Below are 25903 nucleotides of genomic sequence, written 5' to 3' on the forward strand. Positions count from 1 at the left end.
AAGATCATGACCAAACGCACTTTCTCCATCTATCGCTACGATCCGGACAAGGACGCCAAGCCCTATATGCAGGACATCGAGGTCGAACTCGATGGCTCCGAACGCATGCTGCTGGACGCCCTGATGAAGCTCAAGGCCATTGACCCGACCATTTCCTTCCGCCGCTCCTGCCGCGAAGGCGTGTGCGGATCGGACGCGATGAACATCAACGGCAAAAACGGTCTGGCCTGCCTGACCAACATGCTGACCTTGCCTGGCAAGATTGTGTTGAAACCCCTGCCCGGCCTGCCCGTGATCCGCGACTTGATCGTGGACATGACCCAGTTCTTCAAGCAGTACAACTCGATCAAGCCCTACTTGATCAACGACACCGTGCCGCCCGAAAAAGAGCGCCTGCAGTCGCCTGAAGAGCGCGAAGAGCTCAACGGCCTGTACGAGTGCATCTTGTGCGCCAGCTGCTCAACCAGCTGCCCCAGCTTCTGGTGGAACCCCGACAAGTTCGTTGGCCCAGCAGGCTTGCTGCAGGCCTACCGCTTTATTGCGGACAGCCGCGATCAAGCGACCGGTGAGCGCCTGGACAACCTGGAAGACCCTTACCGATTGTTCCGTTGCCACACCATCATGAACTGCGTCGACGTCTGCCCCAAGGGATTGAACCCCACCAAGGCCATCGGCAAGATCAAGGAAATGATGGTTCTGCGTGCGGTTTAACGCAAGCTACGGTAAACGCGCATGACAGACGAAAAAATCGATGAACGAGGTTTGAGCAAACTGCAATGGCGCTGCCGTCGCGGTCTGCTGGAAAACGACTTGTTCATCGAGCGCTTTTTCCGCCGGTACAGCGACACCTTGACGGTTCGCCATGCCGACGCCCTGTCTGCGCTCATGGACCTGAGCGACAACGACTTGCTCGACGTGCACTTGGCACGAAAAACGCTGTTGCAGGTGGACGCTGCCCTCGATCGCGCAGACGTCCATGAAGTTTTGAAAATGTTGAGAGAACCTCTCTGAAAGGCGAAAGATGAAACTAGCTGATAACAAAGCCACCCTGTCGTTCAGTAACGGCAGCCCCAGCGTGGAAATGCCCGTTTACCAGGGCAACATCGGACCGGATGTGATCGACATCCGCAAGCTTTACGCCCAGACCGGCATGTTCACTTATGACCCCGGTTTTCTCTCAACCGCTTCTTGCCAGTCCGGCATCACCTATATCGACGGCGACAAGGGTGAATTGCTGTACCGCGGCTACCCCATCGAGCAGTTGGCCACCAATGTCGACTATCTGGACACCTGCCACCTTTTGCTGAAGGGTGAACTGCCCAACGCCACAGAGCGCGTGGACTTCCACAAACTTGTGACCAACCACACCATGGTCAACGAGCAGATGCAGTTCTTCTTGCGTGGCTTCCGCCGTGACGCACACCCTATGGCTGTGTTGACCGGCTTGGTGGGCGCCCTGTCTGCGTTCTACCACGACAGCACTGACATCAATAACCCTGAGCACCGCGAAATTGCAGCGATCCGCCTGATCGCCAAGATGCCTACGCTCGTGGCTATGGCCTACAAGTACGGCGTAGGCCAGCCTTTCATGTACCCGCAGAACGACCTGAGCTACTCCGGCAACTTCCTGCGCATGATGTTCGGCACTCCTTGCGAAGAGTACAAGGTCAACCCCGTAATCGAACGTGCGATGGACCGCATCTTCATCTTGCACGCAGACCACGAACAAAACGCGTCCACCTCCACCGTTCGCCTGTGCGGTTCCTCCGGCACCAACCCCTTTGCTGCTATCGCAGCCGGTGTGGCTTGCTTGTGGGGCCCTGCCCACGGCGGTGCGAACGAAGCCTGCCTGAATATGCTGGAAGACATCCAGCGTCAAGGCGGTGTGTCCAAGGTCGGCCAGTTCATGGAACAGGTCAAGGACAAGAACTCCGGCGTCAAGCTCATGGGCTTTGGTCACCGCGTGTACAAGAACTACGACCCCCGTGCCAAGCTCATGCAAGAGACTTGCAATGAAGTGCTGGAAGCCTTGGGACTGGAAAACGACCCGCTGTTCAAGCTGGCCAAGCAGTTGGAAAAGATCGCCCTCGAAGACGACTACTTCGTCCAGCGCAAGCTCTACCCCAACGTGGACTTCTACTCCGGCATCGTGCAGCGCGCCATCGGCATCCCTGTGAACCTGTTCACCGGTATCTTCGCATTGGCTCGTACCGTTGGCTGGATTGCCCAGTTGAACGAAATGATCGGCGACCCTGAGTACAAGATCGGCCGCCCACGCCAGCTGTTCACCGGTTCCGTCAAGCGCGACGTCAAGCCGCTCGACCAGCGCTAAGCCCTAGCCTGCGCATCAACCCCGCCACCCGAAAGGGTCGCGGGGTTTTTTTATGGCTTTTGGGGTGCTAGCCCAAACAGAGACTGCGTATGACGATATAAAAATAATAGCACCCATCCATCCCCACCAACTGGGTAATGCTCAGCAGCCTGTCCACGTGCCCTTCCAAGACCCTTGGCATCGCCAATTGCGATGACAAACACTCAAAGCAGTGGGAAAATATGAATAGACATCGAGTAACGCGATGTCTCAACACCATGCTCCTTCAGGACCGTCACTTTTCCCGCCGCATAGACCTCGCATCGCTACAGATGTTCGTGGCCGTGTGCGAGTGCGGAAGTATTGGCAAGGCTGCTGAGCGGGAGTTCATAGCAGCCTCGGCCCTGAGCAAGCGCTTGAGCGATCTGGAAGCAACCCTGGGCAGTCCGCTCCTGCAACGCCACTCCCGCGGCGTGCACCCGACTCCCGCCGGACAAAGCTTGCTGCACCATGCGCGCAGCGTGCTGTTCACCTTAGATCGGATGCACACCGAGCTGCATGAATACGCCGACGGAGCGCGCGGCCAAGTGCGGGTGCATGCCAGCATCTCGGCTACCGTGCAGTTTCTTCCGGAAGACCTGGGCGCATTTATCCGCGCACACCAAGGCATCCGGATTGACCTTGAAGAACACCTGAGCAGCGAAGTCATCCGCGCCGTGCAGGAGGGCGCCGCCGATTTCGGCGTGTGCAACACCGCAGATGGCGCGGGTGAGTTGCAGACGCTGCCCTACCGCCAGGACCAATTAGTCCTGATCGTGCCCAGCACCCACGCGCTGGCGCGCGAATCGTCAGTGGCGTTCGCCGACACTTTGGCTCTAGACCACGTGGGCCTGCACTCCAACAGCTCCATTTACACGGCGATGCGGCAGGCAGCGGCGGCGCTGGGACAAAACATCAAGCTACGCATTCAGGTCACCGGCCTGGACGCCATGTGCCGCATGATCCACAACGGCTTGGGCGTGGGGGTCATGCCCCAACGGGCTTTTGCGCTGATGCACAGCACCGGTACGCTGACCGCAGTCCCCCTTACCGACCCATGGGCGCACCGGCACATTGAGCTGGTGGCCCGCGACTTCTCGACCCTGCCACGCAGCGCGCGCTTGCTGGTCGACCACCTAAAATCAAATCTCTAAAGGAAGCAACCTCATGGCACGCACGCTCTACGACAAACTCTGGGACGACCACGTCGTCCACACCGAAGACGATGGCACCTCCATCCTCTACATCGACCGCCATCTGGTCCATGAAGTGACTAGCCCTCAGGCGTTTGAAGGGCTGCGTGAAGCAGGTCGCAAAGTCTGGCGTATCAGCTCCATCGTAGCCACCGCCGACCACAACACCCCGACCACCGGTTGGGAGCTGGGCTACGACGGAATCACCGACCCGACCAGCAAAGAACAGGTCACCACGCTGGACAGCAACATCAAGGAATTCGGTGCTGCCGCGTTCTTCCCTTTCCTGTCCAAGCGCCAAGGGATCGTGCACGTCATGGGACCTGAAAACGGCGCCACCCTGCCGGGTATGACGGTGGTCTGTGGTGACAGCCACACCTCCACCCACGGCGCATTTGGTGCACTGGCGCACGGCATCGGTACCAGCGAGGTCGAGCACGTCATGGCCACGCAAACCCTGCTGGCCAAAAAGGCCAAGAACATGCTGGTCAAGGTCGAAGGCCATGTGGCCCCTGGCATCACCGGCAAAGACATTGTGCTGGCCATCATCGGCAAAATCGGGACCGCGGGCGGCACCGGCTACACCATCGAATTCGGCGGCTCCGCCATCCGCGCGTTGAGCATGGAAGGCCGCATGACCGTGTGCAACATGGCCATTGAAGCCGGCGCCCGCGCCGGTCTGGTGGCCGTGGATGAAAAAACTATCGAGTACGTCAAGGGCCGCCCCTTGTCACCCGGCGCCAACGCAGCTTCCCCTGAAGCCGCAGCGGTGGAATGGGACCAAGCGGTTGCCTTCTGGAAGACCCTGCACTCCGACGCTGGCGCGCATTTCGACACCGTGGTCGAGCTGGACGCCACCCAAATCGTGCCGCAAGTCACCTGGGGTACCTCACCCGAAATGGTGCTGGGCGTGGACGCCATCGTGCCGGACCCGGACAAGGAAAAGGACGCCAACAAGCGTGGCGCCATTGAGCGGGCACTCACCTACATGGGCTTGGAGCCCGGCAAGGCATTGAACGATCTGTTCGTGGACAAGGTGTTCATCGGCTCCTGCACCAACAGCCGCATCGAAGACATGCGCGAGGCCGCCGCCGTGGTGAAGAAGCTGGGCCAGAAAGTAGCCAAGAACATCAAGCTGGCCATGGTCGTGCCCGGCTCCGGCTTGGTGAAAGAACAGGCCGAGCGCGAAGGCCTGCACGAGATCTTCAAGGCCGCCGGCTTTGAGTGGCGCGAGCCCGGCTGCTCCATGTGCCTGGCCATGAACGCCGACCGCCTCGAGCCCGGTGAGCGTTGCGCCTCCACCAGCAACCGCAACTTTGAAGGTCGTCAAGGTGCCGGTGGCCGCACCCACTTGGTGAGCCCCGCCATGGCTGCTGCTGCTGCCATCCACGGCCACTTTGTCGACATCCGCAAATTCGCCTGACCCATTGAAAGGACTGAATATGAAAACCGCACTTATCGCCGCATGCGCCGCGACCCTGCTGTTGCTGTCTGCCTGCAACACGGTCAAAGGCATGGGTCAGGACCTGCAAAAAGCAGGCGAAAAAATTGAAGGCGCTGCCAAGAAATGAAAAACTTTACCGTTCACCAAGGGCTGGTTGCGCCCATGGACCGCGAAAACGTCGACACCGACGCGATCATCCCCAAGCAATTCCTCAAATCCATCCGCAAAACCGGCTTCGGCCAGAATCTGTTTGATGAGTGGCGCTACCTGGACGCGGGCTACCCCGGCCAGGACCCAGCCAGCCGCAAACCCAACCCGGACTTTGTGCTGAACCAGCCCCGCTATGCCGGCGCCTCGGTCCTGCTGGCCCGCAAAAACTTCGGCTGCGGCTCCAGCCGCGAGCACGCGCCCTGGGCGATTGACCAATATGGCTTTCGCGCCATCATCGCGCCCAGTTACGCAGACATCTTCTTCAACAACTGCTTCAAAAACGGTCTGCTGCCGATCCAGCTGAGCGAAGCGCAGGTGGACCAGCTGTTCAACGAAGCATTGGCTTTCCCCGGCTATCAGCTCACCATTGATCTAGAGCGCCAGGTCATCGTGAAGCCGCAGGGTGAAGAGATCCCGTTTGAGGTGCAAGCCTTCCGCAAGTACTGCTTGCTCAACGGCTTTGACGACATTGGCTTGACCCTGCGCCATGCCGACAAAATAAAGGCCTTCGAAGCCCAGCGTTTGGCAACAAAACCGTGGCTAGCCCACACGATGTCTGCGTGAGCAGCTATCAAATTCATAGTATTCAAAGGACATCATGAAAATTGCAGTGTTGCCGGGTGACGGCATTGGCACCGAAATCGTGGCAGAAGCAGTCAAGGTATTGAACGCGCTGGCCCTCCCTCTGGAAATGGAAACGGCCTTGGTGGGCGGCGTCGCCTACGATGCCCACGGCCACCCCCTGCCCGAAGCCACTCTCAAGCTGGCCAAGGAAGCCGACGCCGTGTTGTTCGGCGCCGTAGGCGACTGGAAGTACGACAAGCTCGAGCGCCAGTTCCGCCCCGAGCAGGCCATTCTGGGCTTACGCAAAAACCTCGGCCTGTTTGCCAACTTCCGCCCTGCCATCTGCTACGAGCAGCTCGTGGGCGCCTCCAGCCTCAAGCCCGAGCTGATTGCGGGCCTGGATATCCTCATCATCCGTGAACTGACTGGCGACATTTACTTCGGCCAGCCCCGCGGCCGCCGCATCGCCACCGATGGACACTTCCCCGGTGCGGAAGAAGCGTTCGACACCATGCGCTACAGCCGCCCTGAGATCGAGCGCATTGCACACGTCGCGTTCCAGGCAGCCCAGAAGCGCAACAAGCGCGTCACCAGTGTCGACAAAAACAACGTGCTGGAAACCTCACAGCTGTGGAAAGACGTGATGGTCGAAGTCGGCCAGCAGTACCCCGACGTGGAACTCGACCACATGCTGGTGGACAACGCCGCCATGCAACTGGTCAAAGCGCCTAAGAAGTTTGACGTGCTGGTCACCGGCAACATGTTCGGTGACATCTTGTCAGACGAAGCCTCCATGCTGACCGGCTCCATCGGCATGCTGCCTTCTGCCAGCTTGAACAGTAGCAACCAGGGTCTGTACGAGCCCAGCCATGGCAGCGCACCGGACATCGCCGGCAAAGGCATCGCCAACCCGCTGGCCACCATCCTGAGTGCCGCCATGATGCTGCGCTTCAGCCTGAACCAGGAAGCTGCCGCACAGCGCATTGAAGCGGCTGTGCAAAAGGTACTGGCGCAAGGCTATCGCACGGCCGACATCTACAGTGAAGGCACCCAACGCGTCAGCACCAAAGAAATGGGCGATGCCGTGCTGAAGGCTCTGGCATAAGACCGGAATGCGAGGCGATATCACGCAATATCGCCTCGCACTTCAAAATCATTTCAGTCCGCGCGGAGCAAAAAATTCTTGTTTTGCGCTACAATAAATCCATGTTTGCCGCCCGCCCCTTCTCTTTGAACTTGTTGACTGCCTCCATGGCAGTCATGGCCGCGCGCGCAATCATTTCCAAAACCACGACCATTAAGGGCTGATCCAGCTCCGGTATCGTCGTGCGCCCCCCGGCCAGACGAGCCGGAGCAAACAGCCCAGGTCGGGCATCGTTTGTTTACATTGAAAGGGCGTTGATATGAGCAAGTTGGTAGGTTTGGTCGGCTGGCGCGGCATGGTCGGCTCAGTGTTGATGGATCGCATGGAACAGGAAAAGGATTTCGACTTGATCGAACCTCTTTTCTTCTCCACTTCAAACTCGGGTGGCAAAGCACCGGCTTGGGCCAAAAACGAAACCACGCTGCAAGACGCTTTCAACATCGACGCCCTGAAGCGTTGCGAAATCATCATTTCCGCACAAGGCGGCGACTACACCACTGAGGTGTTCCCCAAGCTGCGCGCAGCCGGCTGGAACGGCCACTGGATCGACGCAGCCTCCACACTGCGCATGGAAAAAGATGCGGTCATCATTCTCGACCCGGTCAACATGCCCGTCATCAAGGACGCTCTCGCCAAAGGCGGCAAGAACTGGGTGGGCGGCAATTGCACCGTAAGTTGCATGCTGATGGGTGTGGGCGCACTGTACAAGGCTGGCTTGGTCGAATGGATGAGCACCCAGACTTACCAAGCTGCGTCTGGCGGCGGCGCACAACACATGCGCGAACTGCTGACCCAATACGGCACCCTGAACGCGGAAGTGAAAGCTTTGCTCGACGACCCCAAGAGCGCCATTCTGGAAATCGACCGCAAGGTCATCGCCAAGCAACGCGCACTGACCGGCGCTGAAACCGCCAACTTCGGCGTGCCACTGGGCGGCTCCCTGATTCCTTGGATCGACAAAGATCTGGGTAACGGCATGTCTAAAGAAGAGTGGAAAGGCATGGCCGAAACCAACAAGATTTTGGGCATGGGCGAAGGCTTCGGCAGCTCCGCGATCCCCGTGGATGGTTTCTGCGTACGCGTGGGCGCTATGCGCTGCCACAGCCAAGCCCTCACCTTCAAGCTGAAAAAAGACGTGCCCGTGGCAGACATCGAAGCCATGATCGCGGCCGACAACCAGTGGGTCAAAGTGGTGCCCAACACCCGTGAAGCCACCATTCAGGATCTGACACCCGTGGCAGTGACCGGTACCATGACGATTCCCGTGGGCCGTATCCGCAAGCTGGCGATGGGGCCTGAATACGTGGGTGCCTTCACCATCGGCGATCAGCTGCTGTGGGGAGCGGCTGAACCCCTGCGTCGGATGCTGCGCATCTTGCTGGACGCGTAACAGAGAGTTACGCTTCGTTGTCGCAAGGCAACAAGCGTCACAGCGACAATAGGGCCTCTAGACGGGCTTTGGAAGTTAAGCGCTTCCTTAGCTTGTCTGCCTAAGATATTGATGTTAAGGTACTTTTTTGTTTTCTAGCTCAGGCGTTGGCCTGGGAAATGAGAAGTACATCGCAGCTCCCCCTGAGCACCGGAGGCCTTTAAATTGATCGTTAAGTCACATCGTTGGCAGAGGACGGCTGTCGCAGCTGCATCTTTCGCGCTGCTCAGCTTGTCGGGATCCGGTGCGTATGCGCTTTCACTCGGGCGCTTGACTGTGCAGTCCGCACTCGGTGAGCCCCTGCGAGCCGAAGTGGAAATCCCTGAAATTACCGCCGAAGAGGCCTCCTCTTTGAGAGCGGCAGTGGCCCAGCCAGAGGCGTTCACCGCTGCCGGGCTGGAGTACAGCCCAGCCCTCACCAGCTTACAAGCCAGATTGGCGCGCCGGGCAGACGGTAAAGCCTACTTGCGACTTACCAGCGACCGTGCAGTCAATGACCCCTTTGTCGACCTGATTCTGGAGGCCACTTGGTCCTCCGGTCGCATTGTGCGCGACTACACCTTGCTCTTGGATCCACCAAGCCTCAAGAAGACGGCACCTGCACCAACACTTGCGCAAATAGCACCAGCCCCCTCGGTGCCTGCAACGACCCCACAGCCAACCCCCAGACCAAGTAATGAGGCGCCAGTTCGCCCAGCGCCTGCTCCCCGGGCACTGCCGCCAGTGGCTGCAACGCCTCCAGCAGCCAAAGCCCCTGATGCTGAGAATGGTCGCATTACCGTGAAGTCTGGCGACACCGCCAGCAAGATTGCCATCGCCAACAAGCCTGCAGGCGTCTCGCTGGACCAGATGCTGGTAGCCCTGCTGCGCTCGAACCCTGATGCCTTTGTGAACGGGAACCTGAATCGTGTGCGTGCCGGTGCGGTTATGGCACTGCCCGGAGCGCAAGAGGCCACCAGCATATCCACAGCAGAGGCCAGCAAAACGGTCTTGGCTCAGAGCAAAGATTTCAACGATTTCCGACGCAATTTGGCAGGTAGCGTTCCGCAAGCCAATGTCAGCGCGGCTGACCGCAAAGCCAGCGGCAGCATCGACACCACGGTGGATGAAAAGAAGCCGGCAGCACCCGCGCCAGACAAACTGACGCTGTCCAAAGGCGCCATCAACACCAAACCGGATGAAGCCAAGATTGCCTTGGAGCGCGAGGCAAAAGATGCCGCAGCACGCGCAGCCGAACTGAATAAAACCATCAGCCAGCTCAACCAGCTGAAAGACAAAGCAACACCGCCTCCCGCTGCAGCGCCAGCTGTTGCGGCCAGCACCCCGACTCCTGCCATAGCACCAGCCGTGCCGGTGGCCGCGGTCACCCCGCCAGAACCAGCGGCAAGTGCAGCTCCGACTACAGCAGCTTCTGCTCCAGTGGCGGCCGCCTCTGTCCCGGCACCTGTCGCGTCTGACGCAACTGTTGCCGCACCGCCAAAAATGGCGGCCCCTGCGCCAATACCAACCGTCGACGAGCCAACGCTACTGGACACCCTGATGGAGGACCCTGCCATTCCCGTCGGAGCAGCAGGCCTGCTTGCGTTGCTGGGTGGCTTTGGCTTGTACCGCTTGCGTCAGCGCAAAAAGAATGCAGCTCAAATTGATAGCTCGTTCCTGGAAAGCCGCCTGCAACCGGATTCATTTTTTGGTGCAAGCGGCGGTCAGCGTGTGGATACCAACCAAAACGGCTCGGCCAGCGCGTCCTCGATGGTGTACTCCGCCAGTCAACTGGATGCAGCCGACGACGTGGATCCTGTGGCCGAGGCAGACGTTTATCTGGCCTATGGTCGCGATCTGCAAGCTGAAGAGATCTTGAAGGAAGCAGTACGCTCCAACCCGGGTCGACTGGCCATCCACACCAAGCTCTTGGAAATTTTTGCGAAACGCCGCGACACACGCAGCTTTGAAAGCACTGCGACTCAAGCCTTCAAACTCACCGGCTCGGAAAGCAACGACTGGGCGCGCATTTGCGAAATGGGCCTCAGCATTGACCCTAGCAATCCGCTGTACCAGCCGGGTGGAATCCCCGCCATGCCGGTTGCCGGTGCGGTTGCGGCCGCTGCCGTGGCTTCGACGTTTGGCGACAACACAGTGCCACAGTCTGCACACGCAGAACTCGACGCGACAGCGGGCGGCGTGGACCTCGACCTAGACCTCGACTTTTCGTTGGACGACGAGCCGGCAGCAAGCGCGATTAGCGACGTGACCGGCACGGCCATTGCGAGCCAGCCCGAACCCAAGTCGACTGCCAGTAACTCACTGGACATGGATTTTGATCTTTCGGACGACATGCCGGCCACGGTGCCACCGAGTTTTGAGCCTGTCAGCCAAATGCCGGAAATTTCGCTTTCGCTCGACGACCTGGAAGTTCCGTTGGACACGGGCAACTCCACGCCGATGCGCTTTGAGGCGACGAGCCCCGCACCTGTGGAGGAGCCTGCTGCTGAAACTACCGCACATGGTGGCTTGATGGAGTTTGACCTCGAGTCTCTGTCCATGGATTTGGGCACCCCTACAGAAGCCCCCACCTCGGCTCCTGACAACCTGAGCGACGATCCTCTGGGCACCAAGCTTGCGCTGGCGGAAGAGTTCATCTCTATCGGAGATGAAGACGGTGCACGCGCCTTGATCGAAGAAGTGGTGGCGGAAGCGACCGGAGATATGCGGGCCAAAGCACAGAAAGCACTGGCGCAGCTGAGCTAAGCGGCTGCGCTTTGTGCAATGAGACATCGAGGTTCTGGATATCGTGCGGATAGTTTTAGGCCTTAGTTACAACGGGCAGGGATACCAAGGCTGGCAAAGCCAGTCTTCCGGCCTGACGATCCAGGACAAGTTGGAACACGCCTTGGGCACGTTTACGGCCCAACGCGTATCCACCCTCTGCGCAGGGCGCACCGACGCTGGGGTACACGGCTTGATGCAGGTCGTGCACTTTGACACCCTCCTAGAACGCGACACCTACTCCTGGATTCGCGGCACGAACGCCAATCTCCCCAAAGACATCGCCGTGCAATGGGCGGTGCAAACCACGACAGATTTTCATTGCCGGGCGTCTGCCTTGTCCCGTCGTTATGCCTATGTGCTGCTGGAGTCTCAAATACGGCCCAGCGTGGAATCGGGGCGCGTGGGCTGGACATTCAACACACTCAACGAAGCCGCCATGCGGCAGGCCGCCGACTTTCTAGTGGGCGAGCATGATTTCAGCTCCTTCCGGGCGGCCCAGTGCCAGGCACTGAGCCCGGTCAAAAACTTGATGCGCATCGAGCTGCACAAACGCGGGGCCTACTGGCGCATTGAATTTGAAGCCAACGCGTTTTTGCATCACATGATCCGCAACATCATGGGTTGTCTCGTGCAGATCGGGCAAGGCAAAAAACCGCCGGAGTGGATGGCCGAGGTACTGGCGGCCCGCAACCGCAAGGTGGCGGCACCCACCTTCTCTCCAGACGGCTTGTATTTTCTGGGCCCCCGCTATGACCCCCAGTGGGGCATACCGGACCGCACGCCTGCGTATGATGCGTTGCCATGAACGCACGCACCACGCACACCGACACCTACCCCCGTACCCGAATCAAAATTTGCGGCCTGACCCGCGAGCAGGACATTGACGCCGCCGTCTCCGCTGGCGCAGACGCGATTGGATTTGTGCTGTACGCCAAAAGCCCCCGCGCAGTCACGCCTGAGCGGGCAGCAGAACTGGCCAAAAGACTCCCCCCTTTCGTGACCCCTGTTTTGTTGTTTGTGAATGCAGACGCTACAGAAATAGGAGCTGCTTGCGCAATGGTGGCCGGCGCTACCGTGCAATTTCATGGAGATGAAACGGCACACGAATGCCAGACGGCCACCGCAGACGCTGCCCGCCCCTACCTGCGCGCCGCACGGATTCCGCTGGGCGACGACGCACAAGCGTTTGACCTCGTACAATTTGCCCACGATTATTCGAACGCCCAAGCCATTCTGTTAGACGCCCATGTGGACGGCTACGGTGGCGGTGGCAAAACATTCAATTGGTCACTTCTTCCTCCAAGCGTCAACGCTCACCTCGTCTTGAGTGGTGGACTCACCAGTGCAAACGTGGGCGATGGCATCACGTCGGTACGGCCGCGCTGTAAGTCGCTGGCTGTGGACGTGAGCTCCGGCGTCGAAGCCGAAGACGCTCACGGCAAGCCCCTCAGGGGCATCAAAGACCCCGAAAAAATCCGCCAGTTCGTTGCCGCCGTGCGCGCGGCGGACCGGCATCTTGCAGGAATGTAAACACCATGTTCGACTACCAACAACCCGATGCCAAAGGCCACTTTGGCCAGTACGGCGGCAGTTTTGTCTCCGAGACGCTGACCCACGCCATCAACGAGCTCAAAGACGCCTACGCCAAGTACCAGCACGACCCCGAGTTCCTCGCGGAGTTCCAATCAGAACTGGCCCACTTTGTAGGCCGCCCTTCCCCCGTGTACCACGCGGCCCGCATGAGCCGCGAAATGGGTGGTGCACAAATCTTCTTGAAGCGCGAAGACCTGAACCACACCGGCGCCCACAAGGTCAACAACACCATCGGCCAGGCCATGCTCGCCAAGCGCATGGGCAAGCCCCGCGTGATTGCCGAAACCGGCGCCGGCCAGCACGGTGTGGCCACCGCCACCATCTGCGCCCGCTATGGCCTGGAATGCGTGGTGTACATGGGCAGCGAAGACGTGAAACGCCAAAGCCCTAACGTCTACCGCATGAAGCTGCTGGGTGCCACCGTGGTGCCGGTAGAGAGCGGCAGCAAGACACTGAAAGATGCCTTGAACGAAGCGATGCGCGACTGGGTCGCCAATGTGGACAACACCTTCTACATCATCGGTACCGTGGCAGGCCCACACCCCTACCCCATGATGGTCCGCGACTTTCAGAGCGTGATCGGCAACGAGTGTCTGGTGCAAATGCCCGAAATGCTGGCCACTGCCGGCTGCAATACAGAACAGCCTGACGCTGTGATTGCCTGCGTGGGCGGCGGGTCCAACGCGATGGGTATTTTCCACCCCTACATCCAGCACGACCAAACCCGCCTGATCGGGGTGGAAGCCGCTGGCGAAGGCCTGGAAAGCGGCAAACACTCCGCGTCGATCCAGAAGGGCAGCCCCGGCGTGCTGCATGGCAACCGCACCTACGTGCTGCAAGACGACAACGGCCAGGTCACCGAGACCCACAGTGTGAGCGCCGGGCTGGATTACCCTGGCGTGGGGCCTGAGCACGCGTTCCTGTCTGACATCGGCCGCGCAGAATATGTGGGCATTACCGACAAGGAGGCGCTGGACGCTTTCCACTACCTGTGCCGCACCGAAGGCATCATCCCCGCGCTGGAATCGAGCCATGCCGTGGCCTACGCGATGAAGATGGCCAAAACCATGCGCCCCGACCAGAGCATTCTGGTCAACCTGTCCGGCCGTGGTGACAAAGACATCGGCACCGTGGCCGACCTGAGCAATGCCGACTTTTACTGCCGACCCAGCTGCCGCGGCCAATCGGTCAAAGGGGGCGAACAGCCCGTGCAGTTAGTCAAAGCAGGAGGTGCAGCATGAGCCGTATTGACGCCACCTTTGCCGCGCTGAAGGCCCAAGGCCGCAAAGCGCTCATTCCGTTTGTGACCGCAGGCTACCCTTATGCCGACGTTACGCCCGAGCTGATGCACGCGATGGTCGCAGGCGGTGCGGATGTGATCGAGCTGGGCGTGCCCTTCTCAGACCCCAGCGCGGACGGCCCCGTGATCCAAAAGGCTGGCGACAAAGCCTTGGCCTTCGGTATCGGCTTGGTGCAGGTGATTGCCATGGTGCGCGAGTTCCGCAAAACCAACGCCACCACGCCGGTGGTTTTAATGGGCTACGCGAACCCGGTAGAGCGCTACGACCAAAAACAAGCCCGCCCCGGCGTCGCCAGCGCGTTTGTGAAAGACGCCTCGGAAGCCGGCGTCGACGGCGTGCTGATCGTGGACTACCCACCCGAAGAATGCGAGGCCTTTGCCGCCGACCTGCGGGCTCACAACATGGACTTGATTTTCCTGTTGGCACCCACCAGCACCGATGAGCGCATGCAGCAAGTGGCCCGCGTAGCCAGCGGCTATGTGTATTACGTGTCGCTCAAGGGCGTAACGGGCTCCGGCGCTTTGGACACCAATGCCGTAGAAGCCATGTTGCCCCGCATCCGCCAGCACATCAGCACCCCTGTAGGCGTGGGCTTCGGCATTCGCGACGCCGCGACCGCCAAGACCATCTCCAAGGTGGCAGATGCGGTGGTGATAGGCAGCAAGATCATCCAATTGCTGGAAGACGCTCCACGCGCCCAAGTGGGGCCGGTGGCGCAAGCCTTCCTGCAGGAAATCCGCACCGCGTTAGACCAAGGCTGATCCTGAAAAACGGCGGGGGCGGTTTGACGGATAATCACCCCCTGTCTGTTGGACGCCCATTCGGGCACTGCACTGGAGAAATCCCATGAGTTGGTTGGAAAAACTGCTACCCCCCAAGATTCAACACACCGACCCTACGGAGCGCCGCAGCGTACCCGAAGGCCTGTGGATCAAGTGCCCCAGCTGCGAATCGGTGCTCTACAAAACCGACCTGGAGCAAAACCAGAATGTGTGCCCCAGCTGTGGCCACCATCACCGTATCGGTGCCCGTGCACGCCTGAATGCCTTTTTGGACAACGAAGGCCGCTTCGAGATTGGTCAGGAAGTGCTGCCAGTGGATGCCTTGAAATTCAAAGACAGCCGCAAATACCCTGAGCGCCTGAAAGAAGCCCTCGAAAACACGGGCGAGACAGACGCATTGATCGTCATGGGTGGCGCAGTGCACGGCGTCAGCTTGGTGGCAGCCTGCTTTGAATTTGAATTCATGGGCGGCTCCATGGGCTCTGTGGTGGGCGAGCGCTTTGTGCGTGGCGTGGAAACGGCCATCGAACAAAAAGTGCCGTTTGTCTGCTTTACCGCGACCGGTGGAGCCCGTATGCAAGAAGGCTTGCTGAGCCTGATGCAAATGGCAAAAACCAATGCAGCGCTCACCCGTCTGGCCAAAAAAGGCTTGCCCTATATCAGCGTGCTGACCGACCCCACCATGGGTGGGGTGAGCGCGGGCTTTGCTTTCCTGGGCGATGTGGTGATTGCAGAGCCCAAAGCCTTGATCGGCTTCGCGGGCCCCCGGGTGATTGAATCTACCGTGCGAGTGACTCTGCCGGAAGGCTTTCAGCGCTCGGAATTCTTGCAGACCAAGGGCGCGATTGATTTCATCTCTGACCGCCGCGAACTGCGCAAAACCATTGCGGAGACCTTGGCGATGCTGCAGCGCCAGCCTGCAGATGCCGTGATCTGAGAATCCGGCTCCGCCCCAAAAAAAGAGGCCCATCGGGCCTCTTTTTTTATCCGGCTACTGCTGAGAGCATGGTGTATTGCAGGTCACCCAGCACAATCGTCAAAATCTGTAGCAAGACCAATAGCACCAGGGGCGACAAATCCACCCCGCCCACCAGAGGCACAACTTTGCGGATGGGTGCCAGCACCGGCGTTACCAGCCGACCGATGAGCTCTGAAAAAAACGACTGCGCCTGCACCCAACTCAACACGGCGTAGACCAATACCAACGCGGTCAAACCCGACAAGCTCAGGCGCACCAGGCCCAGCAAGGCCAGCACCACGATCGACAGCGGCGTCACACCAAACCCGTTCAGGGCCCAGAGCACCCCGAAATGCGCCAGCTGGATCAAGAATGCGGCAACCAGGCTGGCCATGTCCCAAGGGCCCAATGCCGGCACGACGCGGCGCAGGGGCAGCACGATCCAGTCCGTCAAAGCAAACACAAAACGCCCCAGCGGGTTCCCCGAGCGGGCAGATAAAGGTATGCGCTGTTGCTGCATGTACAGGCGCAACAAACAGGTGGTGGTCAACAAGCCGGTCACCACTTCCAACAAGAGAACAACGATTTTGTAGAGCATGGGCGATCCAAGTAAAGTGCGAGCGCATCATAGCGGCAGCCTGCCCTCTTACAATGGAGGGTTGCGGCCAAAACCCCTTGAGGTTTGCCGATTTCTCCTACCGAACCCACAAGTCACTCCATGTCTGACCAAAACCAAGCAGCTCCCGCACCGCAAGACGAAAACCAGTTGATCCAAGAGCGCCGTGAAAAGCTCAAGGCACTGCGCGAGCAGCAGGCCGCTGGTCAAGGCGTTGCCTTCCCCAACGACTTCCAACCCGAAGACAAAGCAGAAGCCTTGTTCGCGGCCCACAACGACAAGACCGCAGAAGAGTTGGTAGCCTTGGGCGCCACCGCCAAGGTTGCCGGCCGCATGATGCTCAAGCGCGTCATGGGCAAGGCCAGCTTCTGCACCCTGCAGGACTCGTCCTTCGGCCCCAGTGGTGGCCGCATCCAGCTCTATGTGCGCGGTGAAGACGTGGGTGTGGACCTGTACGCCGCCTTCAAGCACTGGGATTTGGGCGACATCGTAGCGGCCGAAGGCACGCTATTCAAAACCAAGACCGGTGAGCTGTCCATCCACGCGACCAGCATTCGCCTGCTGACCAAGAGCCTGCGTCCCATGCCGGACAAGTTCCATGGCATGGCGGACCAGGAAACCAAGTACCGCCAGCGCTATGTGGACCTGATGACCGATGTGGAGTCGCGCAAGCGTTTCGTGGCACGCAGCAAAGCCGTGAGTGCCCTGCGGGAGTTCATGGTGGGCCACGACTTTCTGGAAGTGGAAACGCCCATGTTGCACCCGATCCCCGGTGGTGCCAACGCCAAGCCGTTCAAAACCCACCACAATGCGCTGGACCAGGAGATGTTCTTGCGCATTGCGCCTGAGCTGTACCTCAAACGCCTGATCGTGGGTGGCTTTGACCGTGTGTTCGAAATCAACCGCAGCTACCGCAACGAAGGCATCTCGGTGCGCCACAACCCCGAGTTCACCATGATGGAGTTCTACGCGGCCTACTGGAACTACCAGGACCTGATGGACTACACCGAAAAGCTGATCCGCGACGCCGCCCAGAAGGCCACCGGAGGCTTGCAACTCACATACGCTGGCAAGCCTGTCGATCTGGAGCAGCCGTTTGAGCGCCTGACTATCGTTGAAGCCATCCAGAAGTACACCGACGCTGGCGACAACGTGTTTGATGCCACCTGGCTGACCAACGCGGTGAAGAAGCTGGGCTTGACCGAAGCCAAAAACCGCTTGGAAGGCCGCAGCTTGGCCAGCCTGCAGGTGCTGTACTTTGAAGAGACGGTGGAAGAGAAGTTGTGGAACCCCACCTTCATCATGGAGCACCCCACCGAAATCTCGCCGCTGGCCCGCGCCAATGACGACCGCCCTGAAGTGACCGAGCGTTTTGAGCTCTACATCACGGGCCGCGAGTTCGGCAACGGCTTCAGCGAGCTGAACGACGCCGAAGACCAGGCCGCCCGCTTCCACGCCCAAGTGGCCGCCAAAGACAGCGGCGACGACGAGGCCATGCACTTCGACCACGACTTTGTGCGCGCCCTGGAATACGGCATGCCCCCCACCGGCGGCTGCGGTATCGGCATCGACCGCCTGATGATGTTGCTGACCGACAGCGCCAGCATCCGCGACGTGATTTTGTTCCCCGCGCTCCGCCGCGAAATCTGATTCAGATTTGAAGCCAAACAGGCCCCTAGCGCAGGCGGAATCTGCGCAAGTAGCTATGAAAATGGTAGCAACGCCTGCGCTGCGCTACCTGAATGGCTACCCCGCAGACACGCTGGCCCAAGTGCAGCGCATGTTGGACGAGGGCCGGGTGGGCAGCTGGCTGACCCAGCGCCACCCGCAGGCGCACGGCGTGCGGACCGACAAGGTGCTGTACGACTATGTGCAAGACCTCAAGGCCGACTACCTGCGCAGCACCGAGCCGCTCTCCAAAGTGGCCTTCGACAGCAAACTGCATGTCGTCAAGAACGCGCTAGGCACCCACACCACTATCTCGCGGGTGCAGGGCAGCAAACTCAAAAGCAAACGCGAGATCCGGGTGGCCAGCCTGTTCAAGGACACGCCGGAGCCCTTTCTCAAGATGATCGTGGTGCACGAGCTGGCCCACCTGCGCGAGCGCGAGCATGACAAGGCCTTCTACAAGCTCTGTACCCACATGGAGCCCGCCTACCACCAGCTGGAGTTTGAGGTGCGCATTTACCTCACCCACTTGGAGGCGACTGGCCAACGGCTCTGGACTGAGGCGGAGTAAGCCATGCTGCGCCCCTCCAGCCTGATTTGCTTTAACAAACCCTACGGCGTGCTCAGCCAGTTCACGCCCGAAGGGCGCTGGCGCGGGCTCAAAGACTTCATTGATTTGCCCGGGGTCTACGTCGCAGGACGGTTGGACGCCGACAGCGAAGGCCTGCTGCTGCTCACCAACGACGGCAAGCTGCAGGCCCGCATCAGCGACCCGCGCTTCAAGATGGAAAAGACCTATTGGGTGCAAGTGGAGGGTGAACCTGACGAGGCCGCCTTGGCAGCGCTACGCCAAGGCGTGAAGCTCAACGACGGCATCACCCTGCCGGCGCGCGCGCAGCGCATTCAGGCGCCCGAAGGCTTGTGGGAGCGCAACCCACCGGTGCGCTTTCGCCAATCCATCCCGACCAGTTGGGTGGAGCTGGTGATCCGCGAGGGGCGCAATCGCCAGGTGCGACGTATGACTGCCGCGGTGGGCTACCCCACCCTGCGGCTGATACGTGCAGCCATTGGCCCGCACCATTTGGACAACCTGCAACCCGGAGTTTGGCGAGAAGCTTCGGCATCAGCCGGATAGCCCGTTAGCGCAAAAAATACCACTCAGTCTTTTTTTATCCGAGTGGGTTGCTTTATTGCGCGCTTCAGCCAAAATCATGCCATGTCCGACGCACTGAACCCTATGGCCCCCACCACCTTCAACACTACTGCAGTGCGACGACGACCGCTGGTAATGGCTGCTTTGCTAGGGGCGCTCAGCGTGCCCGGCTGGGCGCAAGAGCAGCCCCCTGCCAGCCGCGCCCCAGCCGCGCTAAGCGCCTATGGTGCGAACTGGCTGCCCAAGGGCAGCGGCCCCTTGAAGTTCTTCGGGTTCAAGGCGTATGACGCTACGCTGTGGTTGCCCGCGGCAAGCGGAGGAGACTTCAGCTTCAGCCGGACTTTTGCCCTGGAGATTGTGTACAACACCTCGGTCAAAGCCAGCGACATCAACAACACTTCGCTGATTGAGATATCCCGCATCAGCGCTGCAACGCCAGAGCAGGTGCAAACCTGGTCCAACTTCATGACGGGCTTGTTTGTCGATGTGAAATCCGGCGACCGTTTGCTGGGCGTGCATGTGCCCGGTGCGGGCGCCCGCTTTTTCCTGAACGGCAAGCTCCTGGGTGAAACCGCGGACGCCACCTTCAGCGAAGCATTTTTCAAAATCTGGCTGGACCCCAAAGCTCGAAAACCGGAGCTGCGCTCGGCATTGCTGGGGCTCTAGCCGTTAGCGCTGGCGCAGTGGCGTGAGCAGATCGCTCAAGCCGTTGTGGTCAATCTCATGCATCAGCTGCAACAAGCGACCCATCTCCCCTTTAGGAAAACCCGTGCGCGCAAACCAGTTCAGGTAGTCGCCGGGTAAATCCGCAATCAAGCGCCCTTGGTATTTACCGAAAGGCATGGGGCGCTCAACCAGCTTTTGCAGGTCTTCTGCCTGCATCAGCCACCCGCGCGCTTGACGGTGAAACCTTGCGCGACCAGAGCCGACATGACTTTCTCGACATGGTCGCCCTGCACTTCAATCACGCCGTCTTTGACGGTACCGCCGGAGCCACAGGCCGCCTTGAGTTTTTTGCCCAAAGCCATCAACTCCTCATCGTCCAGCGGGACACCCTTCACCAGCGTTACACCTTTGCCTGCCCGACCTTTGGTTTCGCGGGACACGCGGACAATGCCATCGCCAGCAGGTCGCTTGGGCGTGTGGCACATGCATTCAGCAATGGCTTGACGGCACACCGGACAGGTGCGCCCCACCTCGGTCGAATACACCAAACCACCAAGATCAGAGAGCGTTTTTTTCACCATCAAAGACCCAAACGCGCTCAGCGAATGATGATTTCTGCGCGGCGGTTGCGGGGTTCATTCACGTTGGCTTCGGTCGGGACCACCGGCTCACGCTCGCCACGGCCAATCGCCTCAATCCGCTCAGGCGCAAAGCCGCGCTGTACCAGCAGCTCACGCACCGCTTGCGCTCGCTGCAATGACAAAGTGTCGTTGGCCTGCGGGCTCCCTGTGCGGTCGGTATGACCTACCACCAGAATTTCACCGCCGGCCCGCTTTGAAGCCAACGCAATGATCTCGGGGAGCTGGCCCTGAGACTCCGCCGTCAAATTGGATGTGCCGGGCTCAAACCGCAATGTCAATTGAGACGCTGTGGGCATCGGCAACGCCAGCAGCCCCTTGTATTTATCTTGAACTTCCTCAGCACTGAGTACGCCTGCTTCCAAGCGGCCGTCCTGCTGCAACGCTGCGGTTTGATAGGGCTGGGTCAGATCCACTACTCCGCCGGCATTGCTCACCTGGACTGCGGTAGACCGGCCCGCACTGTCCGGCAACAAAATAACACGGCTTACAGGGGCACACGCTTGCAGGCCGAGCAATGCGACAACAACTAGGTAACGCACGCTCATAGCACCTCCACAATGAAATCCGTGCCGCGCACACTGACGGTTGTGGCGGGCGTTGTCACTTTGACGTTGTCTGGTTGCACCTTGCCTAACAGGCCGGTCACCATCCGGATCGTGCCCTGCAGCACCCGGACTGCGAGGCTGCCTTGCTGGGTGGTGCCGTCAAACTGAAAGCGGCTGATATCGACGGTGGTGTTCGGGCCAATGGCAATCGAGGTACCGTCGCGCAGCATCAGCACCGCAGAACCGCTTGCATCGGTTTGGACTCTTTCTGCCTCTTGCACACCGGCACCGGGAATGACTGCGCGCTGGGCATCGCCTTGGACCACCTTGACACCGCCCTGCACAGTTTTAAACGTCCCACTGCGGGCCTCTTGCGCCATCACAGATGGACTCCAAAGGGCCAGCCCAAGGGTGCAGGCCAACATGGTGCTGCGCGTCAACGCTCTAAAACCGGTATGTGCTTGAGTCATAGCCGGCGATGGTACCGGATCGGCGTGGTCTATTCCAGCAGGAGGAATGTAGGGATCGCGGTCAACGGTCGCATTGGCGCTATTGTTTTCGTAGCAATCCATGAAGCGTTTCTGGCGGTGCTGTGCGAAAATAACCCTCTTTATCAAAGTTGGCCACTTAATCACATGTCTCGTCCCAGCGTTTGGGCCACCAAAGTGGCAGCACTCATCAAAGGCAACAACAGCCAGGCTGCGCTTGCACAGATCAAGGTCGCCCCGACCGTCAAAGACCTGCAACAACTGCGGGCGCTCATGACCGCAGACGGCAGCCTGCTCAAGCACCGCCTGATCGACGAAGCGACCCGGGACCAGATCGTCGCCCTCTCGGCGCCCCGGCTGCACCGCTCACCCTGATACTCGGCGGACAACCGGGCCGCTTTCCTTAGTCTTTCGCCGCCCTTTCAGGCCGTGCCTACAATGTGAAAAAGTGATGTCTGCCCGCAGACTCACGCATTCCACTCTGTTTCGGCACATGCGAGGGAGCATTGTGAAGCTGTTCACTTTTGGCATTTTTTTGGCGCTTTTAACGGCCCTCTCAGGCTGCGGATTGGGCCCGTCCATGAGTCCAAGCGTCGCCTCAGCAACGACACCTGTCGCCACCCAAGCGGTACGCTTGATGGTGGGCACTCACGAAGCCATCCCTGAGGATCCCACAGCACTGGTGCGTAGCCTCTCTGCATCCACCGGTGCCGCATCCATCGTATTTGTGTCAAAGATATCAGCGACCAGCTGTTTGCTCGCCATCACTCCACAACCCGGGCAGACGACCCAAGACCTTGTGGCAAAACTCGCAAAGGCCCCCGGAGTGCGGTATGCCGAGTTGGATGCCAAAGCCATGCGAAATGAGGGACACTTGCGATGAGACCTTATTTGCGTTTACTCAAAAACGCCACCCTTAGCGCCCTTGCCCTCGGAGCGATACCCGCGCTTGCTGCGCTGCCCCTCTCTGAGGGCCCACCGGCCAAAGTCGCCCGCTCCGCCGCCTCCCTGGAGGGGGCGACGTACAGCCGGTTGATCATCAAATTCAAGACCCCCAAAGAGTCCAAAGCCGCTCACCTCTTCGCAGAGACCAGCGACAGGGAACGTGTTCAAGGTTTGAAAGAGCGCGCGGCCAGCACTGTGGCTGGGCACGAATTGAACCTGCGCCACCTGAAAACCATCTACAACGGCATCCAGGTGGCGAGTACCGGCGCCCCCTTGACCCGGCCGGAAATGCAGTCGGTCATCGCCAAGCTGGCCAAAGACCCTGCGGTGGAGTATGTCGAGATTGATGAGCGCGTGCAAGCGCACCTGACGCCGAACGATACGTTTTTCAGCAGCTTATGGAACCTCAAATCACCTGCTGGGGCGGTCGGCGGGGCCAATTTCCAGCTCGCATGGGATCGGATGATCGGATCCAGCACCCCGGTGACGGGTGCGGGGGTGATCGTGGCGGTGTTGGACTCGGGGTATCGCCCCCATCCGGACTTGGCAGCCAACGTGTTGCAGGGCTACGATTTCATTTCAGCCGATAACCCGCCCATCAACACCACGTTTACAACGGCGAATGACGGAGATGGGCGTGACGATAACCCCACAGACCCCGGAGACTGGAATTCCAACGTGAGCGATTGCGCAGTGGAGGACTCCAGCTGGCACGGTACCCATGTCGCAGGAACCATTGCCGCAGTTGCCAATAACAGCAGCGGCGTTATCGGGGGTGCTTTCGGCGCCAAGATACTGCCGGTTCGGGTGTTGGGGGTATGCGGTGGTTACTCATCGGATATCCAGGAAGGAATGTATTGGGCTGCAGGCCTTCGCCAAGTGAATGGCGTCACCAACCCGAATATCGCCAAAGTCATCAACATGAGCCTGGGTAGCACGGGAAGCTGCTCCGACTCGTATAGGGATGCCGTCAACGCAGTTGTGACGGCAGGCACCACCGTGGTGGTGTCGGCCGGGAATGACGACGGGGGCCCCGTCTCCTCGCCGGCGAATTGCAGCGGCGTGATTGCGGTTACCGCCCACACCATCACGGGGGAGAAATCAAGCTTCGCCAACGTCGGTGCGCAAGTCGCCCTCAGTGCACCCGGGTCCAGCATTTTTTCCACCGACAACACGGGCCGGACCACGCCTCAGAGCGATGCGATCTTGCTCAAAAGCGGCACCAGCATGGCTGCGCCGCATGTTGCCGCGGCCGCCGCACTCCTGCTGCAAATCAAGCCAACCCTGACACCAGCACAAATTGCAGCGCTGTTGAAGAACAACACGCGCCCCTTCCGGTCGGGGACTGTTTGCGCATCATTGACCACCTGCGGCACCGGCATGTTGGATGCCTTTGCAGCGGTGAAGGCCTTGCAGGTGAGTGAGGGCTCTGCGTCAAACACTCCACCTTCCATGACGTCGGCGCCCACGCAAACTGGTACCGAAGGCATCGACCTCCAATTTGACTTTACCGCCGTTGATGCAGACTCGGATACGGTCACGTTCTCCAGCTCCGGGTTACCCGCAGGGGCGACACTCAGCAGCACAGGCCGCTTCCGTTGGAGTATCCCCGTGCTCGGAACCTATAGCTTCACCGTCACCCCCAGCGATACCAGCCGCTCAGGCATGCCGCAAACGGTCACGCTCACCATCAACTCCGCGACCCTTGCCACCGCAAGTAGCAGCGGAGGGGGTGGCGGGGGCGGCACGATGTCGGGATGGGAGCTAGCGCTCGTCGCTTTGCTGGCGATGCGTGGTCTGCGCAGGCGTCGTCTTCCTGCGCATGAAGAAACTCGCCATTGCAAGTCCGCCAACAAGCCCTGCCCAATGGGCGGGTAGATAGACTGGAAAGCCCCACGCTGTAGCGCCAACCCCGGCCCACTGCATCGCCACCAAGCGCACCAGCAACAGGCACAACACAAAAAGTGCGATCCGCCGGTGGGGTTGGGAAGTGACGCTCTCGGAAAAAATCGTCATCATGCACCCGCCCGCGGCCCACCCGTACAGCGCGCCAGAGGCACCCGCGTAGTAGGCACAGTTCGCATCAGACACCACGACCATAGCAACGGCGAATGCGCTTCCCAAAATCAAGGCGCACTGCTGTGCCCAAACCAGCATCGGCCGGAATAGCGCGGCCAACAACAGCGCGACCATCGCATTGGACATGCCGTGCGCAAGATTGAAGTGCACCAGCTGTGCCGTGAACGGCAGCCACCACTGGCCATCCAGAAATGCCTGGCGGTGATAGATCAGCGCGGCGAAGTCCATGGCCGGCGCGGATCAGGCTTTCAGGCGATCCAGTCCAGTGCCTGCATGTAGTCGGGGTGCACCATGAGGTCGTCCCACGCCATGGCAGGGCTGGTAGGCAGCAATGCGCGGCGGCGGGCTTCGCTCGCCTCCAGTGCCTGCCACTGACCTTTAAGCTGGGCTTCGGTCAGGCCGTCGATCAATTCGTCCACCGCTTTGCCACCGCCCTCGGCATTGGCCATGGACTGGTTGCACAAGAGCACCAAGTCGCAGCCTGCGTTTAACGCCACCACAGCCGCTTCGGTGTAGCTCACGGTTTTACCGTCGATCAAGCGGGCGCCGGCCATGGACAGGTCGTCACTGAAAATGGCGCCGGTAAAGCCCAACTGGCCACGCAGGATGTCGTTCAACCACACGCTCGAGAAGCCCGCAGGGCGGCTGTCGACCTTGGGGTAAATCACGTGGGCAGGCATCACGCTGCTGGTCACGGTGTTGAGCCAACGGTACGGTGCGGCGTCGTCCGCCAAAATGGCTTTTAGGCTGCGCTTGTCTACGGGGATGTCGATGTGCGAGTCGGCTTTCACAAAGCCATGGCCGGGGAAGTGCTTGCCGCAATTGGCCATGCCGCTTTTTTGCAAACCGTGCATCAGGCTCTTGGCCAGCATGCTCACCACACGCGGGTCGCGCGCAAACGCGCGGTCGCCGATAACACTGCTCTCGCCGTAGTCGAGGTCCAGCACCGGCGTGAAGCTCATATCCACGCCACAGGCGCGCAACTCGGCGCCCATCACATAACCGGTAGCGGTGGCCGCGTTGGTAGCGTCCAAGGCGCCCGCCTTCTTGGCGGAGGTGGTGGGCACGATGTCACGCATCCACATCTCACCCAAGGCGCGCATGGGCGGCAAGTGGGTGAAGCCGTCGGTCTTGAAACGCTGCACACGGCCGCCTTCATGGTCCACGCAGATCAGCAAATCCGCGCGCACTTTCTTGATGTCGCGGCACAGCGCGGTGAGTTGCTCGCGGTTTTGCCAGTTGCGGGCAAACAAAATCATGCCCCCCACCAGCGGGTGCTTCAAGCGCTTGCGGTCTACGGCGGTGAGGCTGGTGCCGGCGATATCGATGATCAGAGGGGCGTGGAATGTCATAGTGTTTATTGCTATC

The 25903-nt window shown here is 60.0% G+C and carries 29 protein-coding genes; 22 read left to right on the top strand and 7 right to left on the bottom strand.

Translation table 11 applies throughout. The features are described 5' to 3' along the window. The first annotated feature begins 6 nt into the window (after nt 1-6). From RAE21_RS09605 to accD, 15 genes are all read left to right on the top strand, one after another. A complete protein-coding gene (locus tag RAE21_RS09605) occupies nt 7-711 on the top strand; it encodes a succinate dehydrogenase iron-sulfur subunit (protein WP_296508893.1) in 705 nt (234 codons plus the stop codon). 21 nt (nt 712-732) lie between these two features. Continuing rightward, nucleotides 733-1011 carry an FAD assembly factor SdhE gene (locus tag RAE21_RS09610; protein ID WP_313875621.1) on the top strand — a complete coding sequence of 93 codons (279 nt, stop codon included), beginning with the start codon at nt 733-735 and terminating at the stop codon, nt 1009-1011. Between the two features lie 10 nt (nt 1012-1021). Beyond that, entirely contained in the window at nt 1022-2332 is a 1311-nt protein-coding gene (locus RAE21_RS09615; protein ID WP_313881160.1) for a citrate synthase, read from the top strand. A gap of 257 nt (nt 2333-2589) precedes the next feature. Continuing rightward, nucleotides 2590-3504: a LysR substrate-binding domain-containing protein gene (locus RAE21_RS09620; protein WP_313875619.1), complete on the top strand. Its 915-nt coding sequence runs from the start codon at nt 2590-2592 to the stop codon at nt 3502-3504. A 13-nt stretch (nt 3505-3517) separates the two neighbouring features. After that, nucleotides 3518-4966 carry a 3-isopropylmalate dehydratase large subunit gene (gene leuC / locus RAE21_RS09625; protein WP_313881161.1) on the top strand — a complete coding sequence of 483 codons (1449 nt, stop codon included), beginning with the start codon at nt 3518-3520 and terminating at the stop codon, nt 4964-4966. Nucleotides 4967-4985: 19 nt separating this feature from the next. After that, nucleotides 4986-5114, top strand: coding sequence for an entericidin A/B family lipoprotein (locus tag RAE21_RS09630; RefSeq protein ID WP_296508898.1), 129 nt, complete (start codon nt 4986-4988; stop codon nt 5112-5114). After that, on the top strand, nt 5111-5761 hold the full coding sequence (gene leuD / locus RAE21_RS09635) for a 3-isopropylmalate dehydratase small subunit (RefSeq protein ID WP_313881162.1): 651 nt from the start codon (nt 5111-5113) through the stop codon (nt 5759-5761). The genes RAE21_RS09630 and leuD overlap by 4 nt, the downstream gene beginning before the upstream one ends. Before the next feature lie 34 nt (nt 5762-5795). Then, nucleotides 5796-6866, top strand: coding sequence for a 3-isopropylmalate dehydrogenase (gene leuB / locus RAE21_RS09640; protein ID WP_313875615.1), 1071 nt, complete (start codon nt 5796-5798; stop codon nt 6864-6866). Between the two features lie 298 nt (nt 6867-7164). Next, the gene (asd, locus tag RAE21_RS09645; RefSeq protein ID WP_313875614.1) at nt 7165-8295 is read left to right on the top strand and encodes an aspartate-semialdehyde dehydrogenase; all 1131 of its coding nucleotides are present in this window, start codon (nt 7165-7167) and stop codon (nt 8293-8295) included. A 270-nt stretch (nt 8296-8565) separates the two neighbouring features. Then, complete coding sequence (locus tag RAE21_RS09650) at nt 8566-11079, top strand: motility hub landmark protein FimV (RefSeq protein WP_487392462.1); 2514 nt, start codon at nt 8566-8568, stop codon at nt 11077-11079. A 43-nt stretch (nt 11080-11122) separates the two neighbouring features. Then, complete coding sequence (truA, locus tag RAE21_RS09655) at nt 11123-11905, top strand: tRNA pseudouridine(38-40) synthase TruA (protein ID WP_313881164.1); 783 nt, start codon at nt 11123-11125, stop codon at nt 11903-11905. Beyond that, nucleotides 11902-12630, top strand: a complete 729-nt coding sequence (locus tag RAE21_RS09660; protein ID WP_313881165.1) for a phosphoribosylanthranilate isomerase — start codon at nt 11902-11904, stop codon at nt 12628-12630. The genes truA and RAE21_RS09660 overlap by 4 nt, the downstream gene beginning before the upstream one ends. A 5-nt stretch (nt 12631-12635) precedes the next feature. Beyond that, nucleotides 12636-13934 (top strand): tryptophan synthase subunit beta, encoded by a 1299-nt coding sequence (trpB, locus tag RAE21_RS09665; protein WP_313881166.1) that lies wholly within the window; start codon nt 12636-12638, stop codon nt 13932-13934. Further along, entirely contained in the window at nt 13931-14755 is an 825-nt protein-coding gene (gene trpA, locus RAE21_RS09670) for a tryptophan synthase subunit alpha (RefSeq protein WP_313881167.1), read from the top strand. Before trpB ends, trpA begins: the two co-directional genes overlap by 4 nt. Before the next feature lie 85 nt (nt 14756-14840). Next, the gene (gene accD, locus RAE21_RS09675; RefSeq protein WP_313875608.1) at nt 14841-15713 is read left to right on the top strand and encodes an acetyl-CoA carboxylase, carboxyltransferase subunit beta; all 873 of its coding nucleotides are present in this window, start codon (nt 14841-14843) and stop codon (nt 15711-15713) included. A 46-nt stretch (nt 15714-15759) separates the two neighbouring features. Here the strand turns inward: accD and RAE21_RS09680 are convergent, their stop codons facing one another. Further along, nucleotides 15760-16332, bottom strand: coding sequence for a YggT family protein (locus RAE21_RS09680; protein WP_313875607.1), 573 nt, complete (start codon nt 16330-16332; stop codon nt 15760-15762). 120 nt (nt 16333-16452) lie between these two features. Here RAE21_RS09680 and lysS point away from each other — a divergent pair, with 120 nt between their 5' ends. From lysS to RAE21_RS09700, 4 genes are all read left to right on the top strand, one after another. Beyond that, nucleotides 16453-18000 carry a lysine--tRNA ligase gene (lysS, locus tag RAE21_RS09685; protein WP_313881168.1) on the top strand — a complete coding sequence of 516 codons (1548 nt, stop codon included), beginning with the start codon at nt 16453-16455 and terminating at the stop codon, nt 17998-18000. A 55-nt stretch (nt 18001-18055) separates the two neighbouring features. Next, nucleotides 18056-18589 (top strand): YgjP-like metallopeptidase domain-containing protein, encoded by a 534-nt coding sequence (locus RAE21_RS09690; protein WP_313881169.1) that lies wholly within the window; start codon nt 18056-18058, stop codon nt 18587-18589. 3 nt (nt 18590-18592) lie between these two features. Then, the gene (locus RAE21_RS09695; RefSeq protein ID WP_313881170.1) at nt 18593-19153 is read left to right on the top strand and encodes an rRNA large subunit pseudouridine synthase E; all 561 of its coding nucleotides are present in this window, start codon (nt 18593-18595) and stop codon (nt 19151-19153) included. A gap of 81 nt (nt 19154-19234) precedes the next feature. Then, nucleotides 19235-19837 carry a chalcone isomerase family protein gene (locus tag RAE21_RS09700; RefSeq protein WP_313881171.1) on the top strand — a complete coding sequence of 201 codons (603 nt, stop codon included), beginning with the start codon at nt 19235-19237 and terminating at the stop codon, nt 19835-19837. Between the two features lie 3 nt (nt 19838-19840). On the opposite strand, the gene RAE21_RS09705 is transcribed toward RAE21_RS09700, so the two are convergent. From RAE21_RS09705 to RAE21_RS09720, 4 genes are read right to left on the bottom strand one after another with little or no spacing between them, the layout of a single operon-like run. Beyond that, a complete protein-coding gene (locus tag RAE21_RS09705) occupies nt 19841-20053 on the bottom strand; it encodes a DUF3820 family protein (RefSeq protein WP_313881172.1) in 213 nt (70 codons plus the stop codon). Further along, the gene (locus RAE21_RS09710; RefSeq protein WP_313881173.1) at nt 20053-20418 is read right to left on the bottom strand and encodes a translation initiation factor Sui1; all 366 of its coding nucleotides are present in this window, start codon (nt 20416-20418) and stop codon (nt 20053-20055) included. The genes RAE21_RS09705 and RAE21_RS09710 overlap by 1 nt, the downstream gene beginning before the upstream one ends. Before the next feature lie 17 nt (nt 20419-20435). Continuing rightward, nucleotides 20436-21023: an OmpA family protein gene (locus RAE21_RS09715; protein WP_313881174.1), complete on the bottom strand. Its 588-nt coding sequence runs from the start codon at nt 21021-21023 to the stop codon at nt 20436-20438. Then, nucleotides 21020-21493, bottom strand: coding sequence for a FecR family protein (locus RAE21_RS09720; protein WP_313881175.1), 474 nt, complete (start codon nt 21491-21493; stop codon nt 21020-21022). The genes RAE21_RS09715 and RAE21_RS09720 overlap by 4 nt, the downstream gene beginning before the upstream one ends. A 165-nt stretch (nt 21494-21658) precedes the next feature. On the opposite strand from RAE21_RS09720, the gene RAE21_RS09725 reads away from it, so the two are divergent. From RAE21_RS09725 to RAE21_RS09735, 3 genes are all read left to right on the top strand, one after another. Then, on the top strand, nt 21659-21886 hold the full coding sequence (locus RAE21_RS09725; RefSeq protein ID WP_296508917.1) for a hypothetical protein: 228 nt from the start codon (nt 21659-21661) through the stop codon (nt 21884-21886). Nucleotides 21887-22091: 205 nt separating this feature from the next. Then, nucleotides 22092-22394: a hypothetical protein gene (locus RAE21_RS09730; protein WP_313881176.1), complete on the top strand. Its 303-nt coding sequence runs from the start codon at nt 22092-22094 to the stop codon at nt 22392-22394. Continuing rightward, nucleotides 22391-24334: a S8 family serine peptidase gene (locus RAE21_RS09735; protein ID WP_313881177.1), complete on the top strand. Its 1944-nt coding sequence runs from the start codon at nt 22391-22393 to the stop codon at nt 24332-24334. Before RAE21_RS09730 ends, RAE21_RS09735 begins: the two co-directional genes overlap by 4 nt. Here the strand turns inward: RAE21_RS09735 and RAE21_RS09740 are convergent. After that, a complete protein-coding gene (locus tag RAE21_RS09740; RefSeq protein ID WP_313881178.1) occupies nt 24221-24763 on the bottom strand; it encodes a rhomboid family intramembrane serine protease in 543 nt (180 codons plus the stop codon). The genes RAE21_RS09735 and RAE21_RS09740 overlap by 114 nt on opposite strands. A 20-nt stretch (nt 24764-24783) precedes the next feature. Further along, nucleotides 24784-25887: a beta-N-acetylhexosaminidase gene (nagZ, locus tag RAE21_RS09745; RefSeq protein ID WP_313881179.1), complete on the bottom strand. Its 1104-nt coding sequence runs from the start codon at nt 25885-25887 to the stop codon at nt 24784-24786. Between the last annotated feature and the right edge of the window lie 16 nt (nt 25888-25903).

The organism is Rhodoferax potami (genome assembly GCF_032193765.1).
In the GTDB taxonomy this organism is placed as follows: Bacteria; Pseudomonadota; Gammaproteobacteria; order Burkholderiales; family Burkholderiaceae_C; genus Allorhodoferax; species Allorhodoferax potami.